Source organism: Paremcibacter congregatus (assembly GCF_006385135.1).
Lineage (GTDB): Bacteria > Pseudomonadota > Alphaproteobacteria > Sphingomonadales > Emcibacteraceae > Paremcibacter > Paremcibacter congregatus.
In genome coordinates this window covers 1,340,482-1,352,959 of the sequence record NZ_CP041025.1, presented here as the reverse complement: position 1 = coordinate 1,352,959, position 12,478 = coordinate 1,340,482, and the positions used below count along the sequence as shown (strand labels likewise).

Sequence of the window (12,478 nt, the reverse complement as noted above, 5' to 3'; positions counted from 1 at the left end):
CCTGCCGGACCGCCTTTTATCCTCTTGTCTAGGAGGTTATATCCGGCAGGGCAAAGGCCCGAACCTCGGGCAGGTCTTCCTGTGCTTTTTCGACCTCCACCAGGCTGGTATGGGCCGTAGGCCCCTGGGCAAGGCGAGAGGTGCCTTTATCACGGGTCAGGATGTTAGGGTTGCCATGACGATCGGTACCGACTGAATTTCGAACGGGATGGTTGCCGTAAAGCGGGTCAAACCATGCCCCGGTCGCAAGCTGCACCACACCGGGCATCAAATCATCGCTGAGGATCGCACCGGCATAGCAGGCCCCGCGATCATTATAGAGCCGCACCGTGTCCCCGTCCGCAATGCCCCGCGCCGCGGCGTCCTGACGATTAAGAGTCACCGGAGCGCGGCCATTTATCTTGTCGGCGCGACTGATCTTGCCGTGATCCATCTGACTGTGCAGTTTTGACTTCGGTTGATTGGACAGCAGGTGCAGCGGGAAATCCTTCGCCTGGTCTCCGCCCAGCCATTCCACCGGTTCATACCAGCGGGGATGGCCCTGACAATCGGGATAATTGAAGCTTTCAATTGTCTCCGAAAAAATCTCGATCCTGCCCGACGGGGTCCCTAAAGGAGACAATTCCGGATCGGTATGGAAGTCCTTCAGATAGACCTTGCCATGATATCCCCCCGGCTTCTCCGGTGAAGCGAGTTTAATATAACCCTCCTGCCAGAAGACATCAAAGTCCGGAGCATCAAATCCCGCTTCGGTCCCGTTATTCTGGAATTCACCATACATTCGTCTCAGCCATTCGGCCTCATCCAGGCCTTCTGTAAAGGCTTGGTCCAGATCCATTTTCCCGGCCACGCCTGTGAGGATCGCAAAATCACTTTGCGCCTGGCCCACTGGCTCAATCGCCTGCTTCATGGCGATCACATAGGGGTCAGCGGCGCTGTAGCCGATATCATTGCGTTCCAGCACCGTCGAGACCGGCAGGATGATATCCGCGTGACGCGCCATAGCGTTCCAGTAAATCTCGTGCACGATCACCGTTTCCGGCTTTTGCCAGGCGCGGACCAGTTTGTTCAGGTCCATCTGATGATGAAAGGGATTGCCGCCCGCCCAGTAGACCAGCCTGATATCGGGATAGGTATGAGTAGTGCCATTAAAATCAAAGGATGCACCGGGATTAAGCAGCATATCGGTAACCCGCGCCACCGGGATGAAATCTGACACCGGGTTTTTGCCTTGCGGAAAGGTCGGCCCCTTGAAAGGAAAGCGGGGGTTGCTGACCCCGCCGAGCGCGCCATTGCCAAAACCGACGCCGCCGCCAGCGGTGCCAAGCTGCCCGAGCATCGCCGCCAGGGTAATCGCCATCCAGTAGCTTTGTTCCCCGTGATCAACCCGTTGCACCGACAGGCTGAGCGAAATAAAGCAGGCCCTGCCCGCCATGCGGCGCGCCAGAGTTTCAATATCCGTCGCCGGAATGCCCGTAATGTCCGCCGCCCAGACCGCATCTTTGACACTCCCATCTGTCTCACCAGTAAGATAGGCGAGGAACGTTTCAAATCCCGTGGCATAGCGCGCAAGATAGGCCGCATCATGCAACCCTTCCCGCCACAGGGTATGGGCAATGCCGAGCATCAAGGCCACATCCGTATTGGGACGCGGGCTCAACCACTGGGACTGCAGGTGATCGTCCACGTCTGACTTCTGCGGGCTGATATTGACGAATTCGGTGCCACGGTCCTTGCAGCGCGCCATCCAGCTCGGCACCATATGACGGCTGATTCCACCGGGATGTACCTGACCGTTCTTCGACGCCATGCCGCCAAACATCACCATGATGTCGCAATGTTCCGCCAGCATATCCCAGGTCGTTGCCTGAAATTCCGCCTGATAAAAACTGTGGCCAAGAACATGAGGAACAATCACTTCGCCGGCGGCGCTGCTATAGGTATTGACCGAGCGGGTATAGCCACCGGCCAGGTTGAGAAAGCGATGCAGCTGACTCTGGGCATGATGAAAACGCCCGGCGCTGGCCCAGCCATAAGAGCCACCATAAATCGCCTGATTGCCATGGTCACGGGCGACCCGGGTGACTTCGTTCGCGACAAGTTCATAAGCCTTATCCCAGGAGATCGGCACAAAAGCTTCCTGGCCACGTTTATTTCCGTCCTGCGATGGACCATTTTCCAGCCAGCTTGCCCGGACCATCGGTTGTGATATACGCAAATCCCCCTTGACCACATCCGGCAGGTTATGGCCGATGGCGGAGGGCGTGGGATCTGGAGAAAAATCCTCAAAGCCGATGACTTCGTCGTCTTTGACAGTCACTTCATAGGCGCCCCAGTGACTGGAGGTCAGCGTTTTTTGATCTGTCATATTTTTTCCTCCGCCCTCACAGCCTGTTATTTTCAGCGATCCAGAATCAGTTTCAGGTTATGGATTTCCGCTTCATGGCGGTCACAAACATCCTGCCATCGTACGTCGCTCATATCGGAAGTCCGACCGGCGACCAACTCAATATGACACTGCGGCATTTTATTCTCTTTCGCGGCAACAGGTGACAGTATTGCCATGATCCGCCGGTTCATCTTGTCTCTTTCCGCCCCCACATCGAAATAAACAAGATCCTGCCCTTCAGGATCGGAGGACGGCAGGCTTTCAATAAAAATATAACGTATTTCAACCCGGGATGCCTCATACTCACCCGGAGATATTTCCGTGACGTCAGGGGTCCCAACCAACCATTCCGAAAGGTTTTTTCCCTCTCTTATATAATTAAACACCTGATCTTTATTTTTGCTTACCGTTACCGATACTGAATGAACGACTTCTTGTGTCAACATGGCTCTGCTTTCAGAATTTATCCCTTCACATCCTGCTTTTCTTCATATCATATTCTCTGTCAGGGGTGTTATTTTTAATTGACAAGCCTACAAATTGTTTTATGCATGAAATATCAAGTAATATTTTATCTAACAAAGATAGCTTTACTTTCATTTTCAAATAGAACTAACATCGGGACAATAAAATACAGTTGCTGGCCAAATAGATAAAAACCGTCCAGAAAGCTGTTCCAAAACAAAATCAGGGAAGAAAAAATGAGCGAAACTCAAGTCACACATGTCAAATGGTCATCACGGTCAGCGTTCTTGCTCGCCTCCATCGGGGCGGCCGTCGGGCTTGGAAACTTGTGGCGTTTTCCCTATATCGCCGGCGAAAATGGCGGGGGGGCCTTTGTCCTGATCTACATCGGCTTCGTTCTGATGCTCGGGATTCCCCTGATTATGTCAGAGTTGGCGCTTGGGCGCGCCGGTAAAAAAAGCGCCATCGGCACCATGGCCGAAATGGTGCGCCGCGGCCACCATCCTTTCTGGAAAATTGTAGGTTGGCTCAGCATTCTTGTGCCTTTAATGGGGCTAACCTATTACAGCATCGTCGCCGGATGGTCCCTTGATTATATCATCAAGGCCATCACGGGAAGTTTCACCGATATTGATGGGTCGGCATCCGGCGCCATGTTCGGCGAACTTACCGGCAGTTGGCCCCGCCTGACTTTGTGGCACACCATCCATATGATCGCCGTGATCGTTATTATTTCCCTTGGTGTCAAAAACGGTTTGGAATCAGCGGTTAAAATCATGATGCCTGGCCTGTTCATCATTCTGGCCTTCCTGTCCGCCTATGCCATGTTTACCGGGGAAGCGTCAAAAGCACTGAGCTTTCTGTTCAATCCTGATTTCTCAAAAATCACTGCCCATACCGTTCTGGTGGCCCTGGGACAAGCTCTTTTCTCTCTCGCCATCGGGGTTGGTGCATTGATCACCTATGGCGCCTATCTGCCAGAGAAAATTTCCCTGCCCAAGTCCGCCGGGCTGATCGCGCTTGCAGATACGATCGTCGCGGTGTTGGCTGGCCTGATGATCTTTCCAATCGTCTTCCAATATAACCTCACCCCGGGGGAAGGTCCCGGCTTGATCTTTGCCACCCTGCCCATAGCCTTCGGTCAAATGCCCGGCGGTGTTATCTTTGGTACACTGTTCTTCATTCTTCTGGCCTTTGCCGCCTTCAGTTCGGCTCTCGCCATGCTGGAACCGGTCATTGCCTGGTTTGAAGATATGGGCATGTCCCGCCGCACCACGTCCTGGGGGGCGGGTATCGGCGCCTGGGCTGTCGGTGTTGTGATCTTGCTTTCCTTTAATGTACTGAGCGACTTCACCCCGATTGCCGACAAAAACCTCTTTGGTCTGATGGACTTTACTGTCGCCAATATCATGTTACCGGTCAACGCCCTGATGCTGGCCCTGTTTGTCGGCTGGTCCATGTCCCCGGATACACTATGTGAACAGGTTGGCTTTCACCGGGACAGCCGCGAATTCGCGCTTCTCAAAACCAGTGTCAAGTATATCGCCCCGGTTTGTATTTCGATTGTGGTTTACATGATGATCATTGGTAATCCTGTTGAACATTTGAATAACCTTCTCACCCTGATCACCGGATAACAATCTCTCCTTTTGAAAAGGCCCGATGCGTTAGGAATAATGCAGCGGGCCTTTTCCGTTTGGCCCTGACCGCACTCACTTACTTTACACATGAAATAAAATTTGACATAAAATATGAAATATCATACGATGATTTTCAATAACCAAAAAAAAGATGCCTTGATCTTGCTGCGGCAAGAGCTGACTAAAAACGACAAACATATAGCGGATAGGAACTACTCATGGTATACACCCCCCAAAAAAACGCCTCCTCTAAAACTTCACGTCTGATCACCAGTGTCTCTTTCGCGGCACTTCTTCTTTCCCCCACCTCCTCCGCATTTGCAGTCGAGGATGAAACCATTGGTTTCGAAGAAATCGTCGTCACCGCGACCAAACGCGGCGCCCAGGATATCCAGTCCGTAGCCATGAGCGTTTCCGCCCTCGGCGAAAGTACCCTGAAAGATATGGGAGTGTCGGATTTTGACGACTATGCCTATAGCGTTCCGGGGCTTTACATGATCGATCAAGGCCCTGGCGACAAATTATATCTGATGAGGGGCGTTGGCTCTTCCGCAAGTTCCGCGGTAGGGATTTATCTTGATGAAGCTGTTCTCACGGGGAATAACCCGGAAGATGGCGGCGGACGTAATGTCGACATCAAGGTCTATGACATGCAGCAGATTGAAGCCTTGCGCGGCCCACAGGGCACCCTATACGGCGCGAGTTCCTTTGGTGGCACCATCAAGATGATCACCAACAAACCCAACCCAAGTGCGACCGAAGGTTATGTCGACGGCACCCTGTCGCAAACCAAAGACGGGGGCACAAATTATATTGTTCATGGCATGGTCAACCTGCCAATCGTCGAAGATAAATTTGCAGTACGTGTAGTTGGATGGCATCATGACGAGAGTGGATTTATCGACAATCTTCGCCTCGGCAATGAAGACTATAATACAGAAAAGACCACCGGTCTGCGCACCATGCTGCGTTTCGAACCGAATGAAAAAATGTCCCTGACCGCCATGTGGGTTCACCAACAGATGGATATTGGCGGTCGTCAACGTTTCTTCCATGAAGATCCCAAAAGAGCCGCCATTCCTCTGGCTGACGGCAGCACAGTAGATAATACCGAATATCAGGGTGATCTGGTGAACGGCGACTATATCCTCGACGCCTCTACAGACAATTCGGATATCTACAGCATTACGCTCGATTATGATTTTGATACCCTTAAGCTAACTGCGGCCTCATCTTATTTCGACCGCGAAGTAAACTACTGGTTCGATTCCACACCAATTCTGGTTTATTTCGGACTGCCCGTCCCCGCCTATACCAATCAGCCACAACAACGCAGTATCTGGAGTAACGAAATTCGCCTTGCCTCAGACTATGACGGTCCTGTAAACTTCGTTGTCGGCGCTCTTTACGCCGAAGAAAAGCGTGATTGGGAAGTACGTGTGGCGACCGTTGGCGCAGACGGCGCCCCTACCGGTCCATGGGTCTTCGGCCCGGATCATGACTATCTCGGCGCCGGCGGCACACCTTTTGGTCAGGAACCATCTTTCTTCCATCGCACAATTGATGGCAAGATGACGCAGACTGCATTGTTTGGCGAGGTTACCTTTGATATTTCAGATAAACTGACCGCCATCGCCGGCATGCGTTACTTTGACTCAAATATCTCAGAAACCCGCCAACTGGTTCACGGTTTTGGCGGCCCGTTCAACCAGCCGAAACTGGAAGATGAAGCCAGCTTCAACAAAACCACCTTCAAAGGCAGCCTGTCCTATCAGGCCACCGATAATATGATGGTTTTCTTTACCGTAGCGCAAGGCTTCCGCCAGGGAGGATTAAACCCGCCAGGACTTGAGGGCGGTTTTGTTGATACGGAAATTCCTACCCGGTATAAATCCGACGATATCGTCAATTATGAACTCGGCATTAAAACAGAAGGCTTCGATGGCCGCCTGACCTTTAACGCCACGGTCTATCGTACAAACTGGGATGATATTCAGGCGCGGGAATATAACGTCACACCGTTTATCGTCAATGCCGGAGCCGGTCGCGTAAACGGGTTCGAACTGGAAAGCGCCGCCCGTCCGATGGAAGGTCTGACTTTGACCGGAATGTTGAGTTACACCGACGCCAAAATTACGGAAACCCAGACCATTGGTGACAGTGGTGTTGAATTCCGGGACTCAGGCCGTGCTGGTGATCCTTTCTTCAACGTGCCAAAATGGAACCTTAACCTCGCGGCCCAGAAGGACTTCCCGGTGACAAATGAACTGGATGGCATGGTGCGGGTGGATTTCTCTCACGTTGGGAAAACCCGGACAAAATACCGCGCCGATCATCCGTATAATCAAAACCTTGCCGCCTATAGCCTGATGAATTTAAGAGCCGGCGTGCGGACTGAAAACTGGCAGGTAATGCTGTTCGTCAACAATCTGCTTAATACCCGGGCGGAAATCAACAAGGTCTATTTCGAACAGGAAGATCCGGCGACCTTCACCAACCGGCCCCGGACGATTGGCGTGAACGCCAGTTATAACTTCTAAGAAATTAGATCCATCCAAGCAAAAGGCGGGTATCACACCCGCCTTTTTTCATGCCACATTTCTATACCCGGTCTTTCTTCCGCTCCTGATCCAGCAAGCTTCTCTTCCGCTCTTCCCCCCAGCGGTACCCCCCGAGCCCTCCATCGCGCCGCAGCACCCTGTGGCAAGGCACCAAAAGGGCTATATTATTGGCCGCACAGGCCGACGCCGCCGCCCTGATCGCTTTCGGCGCCCCGATGGCTTCCGCCACTTCCGAATAACTCCGTACTGTTCCTTCCGGCACGCCCATCAGGAAACGCCAGACCTTCATCTGAAAGGCGGTGCCGTTGAGATGAAGGGGAATATCTGGACTTCTGCCGCCTGCCGTCAAATAATGATCAAGTGCGGCAATCCAGGCCTCAAGCTCAGGCGTATTTTCCGCCGAACCCGGAACAAGATCGGCATGGGGATATTCTTTTTCCAGCTGTGCCCGGAGCGCTGTTTTTTCCTCGCCGAAATGCAGAAAGCATACCCCGCGATCCGTCGCCGCCATCAGCAACAGCCCCAAGGCCGTCTGGCCATAGGCATACGCGATGCGTTCGCCCTGTCCTCCGGCACGATAAGCCGATAACGTCATGCCAATACGCCCGTCGACCTGCTCATAGACCCGACTAACCGAACCATACCCCGCCTCGTAAATCGCACCGGAAATATCATCGCCGTCCTTCAAGGCCTGTTTCAAACCTTCGAGCCGCCGGGCATTCTGGTAGGCCTTGGGGCTTACCCCAAACTGTCCTTTAAAGGATTTCTGCAGATGCGCCGGACTGAGGGAAAATTTCTCCGCCAGAAGGGTAAGCGACAGGCTCTCCTCGGCATGACCATCAATATAGGCCGCGACCTTTGTCATGATACGCCCGATCTTGCCCCCTGCATTATCCATTGGATGGCAGCGCAGACATGGGCGCAAGCCCGCTTCCATCGCCGCCTGCGGGGTAGTGAACAGCTTCATATTGGCACGTTTCGCCGGACGGGACGAACAAGACGGGCGACAAAATACTCCAGTGGTCATCACGCCATAATACAGTTTCCCGTCATACGTCGGGTCACGTTCGGCGATCGCCTTCCAAGCCTGTTTTTCTGTATAATCGGTCATTTACCTAGTCTCCTCAATTCAATCTATCTGGTCAAGCATCACCTTAAGAGTTTGTCTCCTCCGCTGAACTCCGAATATTGTGCCGTAATCTGTTTTCTGCTTTTTAATTACAACACAACAACCGGAGTGAACTGACGTCTTCTCACGTCTACGATGCGGAACTACTTATTTTTTGAAAGACCCGTTCTATGTGCCCACTCGAAAAACTTACCGCCTTGCTGGATCACGGGATTGCGCCCCTCGGCCAGATATTCACTCCTGCCCAGTGTCAGGAAATGATAAAAACTTATGATACAGGCCGGTTTCGTAGCCATATCCATATGGCACGCTATAACTTTGGGCGCGGCGACTATAAATATTACGCTTATCCCCTACCAGAGGCGATACAGTTCTTAAGGGAAAACCTTTATGCACAGCTCGTCCCCCTGGCCCGCCTATGGGCCGATCATACAGGCACCCGTGGTCTGACCTTTCCGGATCAGCACAGCATGTTCATCCGGCACTGTCATACCCAAGGTCAGAAACGCCCCACGCCGCTCATACTGAAATATCAGACGGGTGACTATAATTGCCTGCATCAGGATCTCTACGGCGCCCTGTATTTTCCATTTCAGGTGGTGATTCAGCTGAACAGGCCCGGGCATGACTTTTCAGGCGGGGAATTTATTCTCACCGAAACTCGTCCGCGTCGTCAAACCAGAGCGCAAGTCGTCCCCCTCGCCCAGGGAGAAGCCGCTGTCTTTGCTGTCAATTACCGACCAGAAAAAAGTGCCCGAGGCTATGCGCGCGTGACCTTACGTCATGGCGTCAGCCCCCTCCGCTGGGGCACCCGCCATGCCCTCGGGATCATATTTCATGATGGAAAATAACCCCGCGACCCATTAGAATAACCTTATGACCGATCTGTTTTCCGCCTTACGGCCCGAAAGAGAATGCCTGCAAGAAGGCGTTTACCTGCTGCCGAATTTTTTCGACGGGCAGGAAGTTTTGCACATTGTTCAACAGCTGCTTGACCAGGCGCCGTTCCGCCATATGAAAACACCCGGCGGGCGGCGCATGGCCGTGGCATTGACCAATTGCGGAACCGTCGGATGGATATCGGATACTAAAGGGTACCGCTATAGCCCAACCGACCCGCTAACCAATACGCCCTGGCCGCCGATGCCAGCGGCTTTATTAAGCCTCGCCCGCTCGGCGGCGGAAAAATGTGGTTATGAAGATTTTCGTCCCGACAGTTGTCTGATCAATCGCTACGACCCCGGGTCTGCGCTCAGCCCGCATCAGGATAGAAATGAGAATGACTTCTCCCAGCCGATTATCTCCCTGTCCATCGGCCGCTCTGCCATGTTTCAGCTTTATGGCCAGGAGCGCGGCGGCAAGGCAGTCAATATTCGGCTCAATGACGGCGATATTCTGGTCTTTGGCGGGCCGGCCCGGCTTAACTTTCACGGGGTACGCAGACTATTACCCGACGCCCCGGCCCATATGAGTGACGGCCGCATCAACCTGACCCTGCGTCAGGCCTTGTAAGTCTTTGACGGTTTTTTTAACTTGGTCCTGATATAGCCCAGAATTTGATGTTCTGCGGTATCTGGTCGCCCGGCAAGCCCCCATAACAACAAGAGGGCAACCGCATAGAAAACGACGCCAATAACGATCTTGACCCCAAGCAACATCCAGATATCCAGCACCCAAACATCAGATAGCGACGTCAAGAGCACGAACATACCTATTCCGGCCGTCGCCGGGCGCCATACAACGCTGAAAATGCTCTGTAGTCTGAAGTTACATCGATTTGTCACCAACAAGCTGACAACGAAGAACATGACAATCCCGAGACCTCCTCTTGAATATGCAACGCCTTCCATACCTGCAAAGTAATATGCCGGATACAGGGTTACCAACATCACCGCAGCCTGAACCCAGGAAATATAGGCTGTATATTTCACATTCCCGGTGATAAGCAATAAACTCCCGGATATGCCGTACAACGCCGAGCTCATGGAAAGAAAAACAAGAGCTTCAACCAGAGGTACAACCGGCAGCCATTTATCGCCCCCCCCCAAAAATAGCGGGATAAGTTCTTCTGACACTGCCCCAAAACCCAATGCCACCGGCACGGCGACAACCGCCATCATACTCAAGGCTTTTAAAAAAGCCGCAATAAGACGGTTATGATCATCTTTGATTTTAGCAAGCCCCGGCATCAAAGCTCTGGAGAAGGGTTGCTGGATCTCGGTCATTGTCATATATGACAATTCCGTTCCCCATTTATAATACCCGATATTTACCGGCGTAGAGAAAAACGACAGCAGCATAACGTCACCCTGCGTTCCAATGTATTTCGCCACATTACTGACCAAAATCCATTGCGAAAATCCCCATATATCAGAAATCTTAGAAAATGAGAATTTTGGCTTAAAGCGTATGGCAATATAACTGGCGCAAACCACCGTGAAACTATTGAGCAATGTCCCCATGACCAATGCCATGTAAGACCTGAAGTAAAAGGCCAGACCAATGGTAACGAAAGTGGAAATGATTTTTGGTGCCACGGAGTAAGCAAAATCCTGAGCAAACTTCATATCTTTCTGAAATTTGATGACGCCGATATTCTCAAATCCTCTGATAAAAATACCAAACGCCATGATCCAGCAAATATTTTCAAGTCGCGCATCGTTATAAGAACTGGCAATCAGAGGCGCACAGGCGGCTAATACGCCAGCCACGGCACAGGATTGAAGAACACGAACCGTCCAGGCGGTATGGAAATGATCATCGGTCGCCTTGTTATTCTGGATCAGCGCCCAGTTGACTCCGAATTCAAACAGAAGCGACACCAACCCAAAAATCACCAAGACCATGGCGACCAGACCAAAATCTTCAGGCACCAGAAGCCTCGCCAGCACAGCCGAGCTGACAAACCCCAACCCCCTGATCGACCAGCGCATCATGACATACCATTTGGCGCCACGAATAACATCCTGTGATAAAGAGGGAACTTCTTCTGATGCCATTATTTTTTCTTTATTTCAATTCGATACAATGTTCTTTGTTTTACCTCATATTGACTTAAGTGCAATAGATTAAAATTGTCATAAGAAAATTGAACCTCGGGCTAGCTCCTGCCTACTCAAACGCAATAACCACAGGCAACCGCGCTGCACGGAAGGCGGGGAAGAACCCGCCAAGCACACCGATCGCCAAGGCAATCCAGCCCCCCTGCACCATCAGGTCCGGGGACAGGGTGAAGGTAAATACCACCTGAGTGAAACTCGCCCCAATCGTGGCCGCACTATTCCCGTCAATAAACAGGTATGTCGCGACAATGCCCAGAACGCCGCCCAGCAAGGACAGCAGAATGCCTTCAACCAGGGTCCCCATAAAGGCCGATACATTGGAAAAACCGATTGCCCGGAGAGTTGCAATCTCCCGCGCCCGGCTGGCAACCGAAGTGTACATGGTATTCAGCGCCCCGGCGAGCGCCCCCAACCCCATAATGATGCTTACGCCCCAGCCAAAGATCACATACCCTTTAATCGCATCTCCCTGGGTGGAGAAGTAATTTGCTTCGGTTTCAATCTTAACATTCAGGCGTGGATCAGTCTTGGCATAGGCCTGTAGGGCGCTGACATCCCCTGGCGTTTCCAGCCGGAGCCGCATGGTCTGAAAGCTGTTACCGCGCCGGAACTGGTCCTGCACCGACCGGGCGTCGGCCCAAAGCTCGCTCTCGAATGCAGAACCGCCGGTGGTGAAAATACCCACCACTTCCCAGGTGGTTTTACCAAATGTGATCTTCTTGCCAAGGGAAAATCCCCCAAACTCCTTCAATACACCCTCGCCGACGATAATTTCATTCCGCCCAGGACTGAACATGCGGCCGTCCGTGATCTTTACATTATCCCGCAGATCAAACCCTGCCTGCGACAGACCGCGCAGGGGCAGATTAACCTTGGTCTTTGTGCTTTCTTTGATGCCATCAACAATCACATATAATTCCGCCGAGATGATCGGATTGCCGGCATCATCACGCGCAATACCAGGCGCGTTGGCGATCAGGTTGACCTGATCGCGTCCTAAAACACTGTTGATTTCAGACTGGGACCCTTCCCGGGTCACCACCGCCACGGCGTCTGACCCCGCCCCTTCCAGGGTGGCGCGAAACCCGTTACCCATGGCAAGAAAGAACAGCAGTACACCGACCACCGCCGCCACCGCAAATATGGTTGCCAATGACATGCTGAAACGCGACGGCAGACTGCGGATATTCATGATAATGACGACCCAGGTTTGTGATAATAGTCTCATGATA

General features: G+C 52.3%; 9 protein-coding genes. 4 read left to right on the top strand and 5 right to left on the bottom strand.

Annotation, left to right across the window (positions count from 1 at the left end):
• Window positions 1–28: 28 nt before the first annotated feature.
• Both FIV45_RS05990 and FIV45_RS05985 read right to left on the bottom strand, forming a co-directional pair.
• Window positions 29–2,368, bottom strand: coding sequence for a molybdopterin-dependent oxidoreductase (locus FIV45_RS05990; RefSeq protein ID WP_099471475.1), 2,340 nt, complete (start codon window positions 2,366–2,368; stop codon window positions 29–31).
• A 32-nt stretch (window positions 2,369–2,400) separates the two neighbouring features.
• Window positions 2,401–2,835 carry a hypothetical protein gene (locus FIV45_RS05985; protein WP_099471474.1) on the bottom strand — a complete coding sequence of 145 codons (435 nt, stop codon included), beginning with the start codon at window positions 2,833–2,835 and terminating at the stop codon, window positions 2,401–2,403.
• Between the two features lie 255 nt (window positions 2,836–3,090).
• On the opposite strand from FIV45_RS05985, the gene FIV45_RS05980 reads away from it, so the two are divergent.
• Both FIV45_RS05980 and FIV45_RS05975 read left to right on the top strand, forming a co-directional pair.
• Window positions 3,091–4,491 (top strand): sodium-dependent transporter, encoded by a 1,401-nt coding sequence (locus FIV45_RS05980; protein WP_099471473.1) that lies wholly within the window; start codon window positions 3,091–3,093, stop codon window positions 4,489–4,491.
• A gap of 221 nt (window positions 4,492–4,712) precedes the next feature.
• Window positions 4,713–7,034: a TonB-dependent receptor gene (locus FIV45_RS05975; protein WP_099471472.1), complete on the top strand. Its 2,322-nt coding sequence runs from the start codon at window positions 4,713–4,715 to the stop codon at window positions 7,032–7,034.
• A gap of 61 nt (window positions 7,035–7,095) precedes the next feature.
• On the opposite strand, the gene FIV45_RS05970 is transcribed toward FIV45_RS05975, so the two are convergent.
• Window positions 7,096–8,166, bottom strand: coding sequence for a bifunctional transcriptional activator/DNA repair enzyme AdaA (locus tag FIV45_RS05970; RefSeq protein WP_099471471.1), 1,071 nt, complete (start codon window positions 8,164–8,166; stop codon window positions 7,096–7,098).
• A 188-nt stretch (window positions 8,167–8,354) separates the two neighbouring features.
• On the opposite strand from FIV45_RS05970, the gene FIV45_RS05965 reads away from it, so the two are divergent.
• Window positions 8,355–9,035 carry a 2OG-Fe(II) oxygenase gene (locus tag FIV45_RS05965; RefSeq protein ID WP_099471470.1) on the top strand — a complete coding sequence of 227 codons (681 nt, stop codon included), beginning with the start codon at window positions 8,355–8,357 and terminating at the stop codon, window positions 9,033–9,035.
• A 25-nt stretch (window positions 9,036–9,060) separates the two neighbouring features.
• A complete protein-coding gene (locus FIV45_RS05960) occupies window positions 9,061–9,696 on the top strand; it encodes an alpha-ketoglutarate-dependent dioxygenase AlkB (protein WP_099471469.1) in 636 nt (211 codons plus the stop codon).
• Here the strand turns inward: FIV45_RS05960 and FIV45_RS05955 are convergent.
• Window positions 9,684–11,183: a lipopolysaccharide biosynthesis protein gene (locus FIV45_RS05955; RefSeq protein WP_099471468.1), complete on the bottom strand. Its 1,500-nt coding sequence runs from the start codon at window positions 11,181–11,183 to the stop codon at window positions 9,684–9,686. The genes FIV45_RS05960 and FIV45_RS05955 overlap by 13 nt on opposite strands.
• A 112-nt stretch (window positions 11,184–11,295) precedes the next feature.
• On the bottom strand, window positions 11,296–12,474 hold the full coding sequence (locus tag FIV45_RS05950; protein WP_099471467.1) for an ABC transporter permease: 1,179 nt from the start codon (window positions 12,472–12,474) through the stop codon (window positions 11,296–11,298).
• Window positions 12,475–12,478: the final 4 nt, after the last annotated feature.

Bases quoted from the DNA above. Each gene is read 5' to 3' on its own strand.
- FIV45_RS05990 (WP_099471475.1), bottom strand. From the start codon at position 2,368: ATGACAGATCAAAAAACGCTGACCTCCAGTCACTGGGGCGCCTATGAA.
- FIV45_RS05985 (WP_099471474.1), bottom strand. From the start codon at position 2,835: ATGTTGACACAAGAAGTCGTTCATTCAGTATCGGTAACGGTAAGCAAA.
- FIV45_RS05980 (WP_099471473.1), top strand. From the start codon at position 3,091: ATGAGCGAAACTCAAGTCACACATGTCAAATGGTCATCACGGTCAGCG.
- FIV45_RS05975 (WP_099471472.1), top strand. From the start codon at position 4,713: ATGGTATACACCCCCCAAAAAAACGCCTCCTCTAAAACTTCACGTCTG.
- FIV45_RS05970 (WP_099471471.1), bottom strand. From the start codon at position 8,166: ATGACCGATTATACAGAAAAACAGGCTTGGAAGGCGATCGCCGAACGT.
- FIV45_RS05965 (WP_099471470.1), top strand. From the start codon at position 8,355: ATGTGCCCACTCGAAAAACTTACCGCCTTGCTGGATCACGGGATTGCG.
- FIV45_RS05960 (WP_099471469.1), top strand. From the start codon at position 9,061: ATGACCGATCTGTTTTCCGCCTTACGGCCCGAAAGAGAATGCCTGCAA.
- FIV45_RS05955 (WP_099471468.1), bottom strand. From the start codon at position 11,183: ATGGCATCAGAAGAAGTTCCCTCTTTATCACAGGATGTTATTCGTGGC.
- FIV45_RS05950 (WP_099471467.1), bottom strand. From the start codon at position 12,474: ATGAGACTATTATCACAAACCTGGGTCGTCATTATCATGAATATCCGC.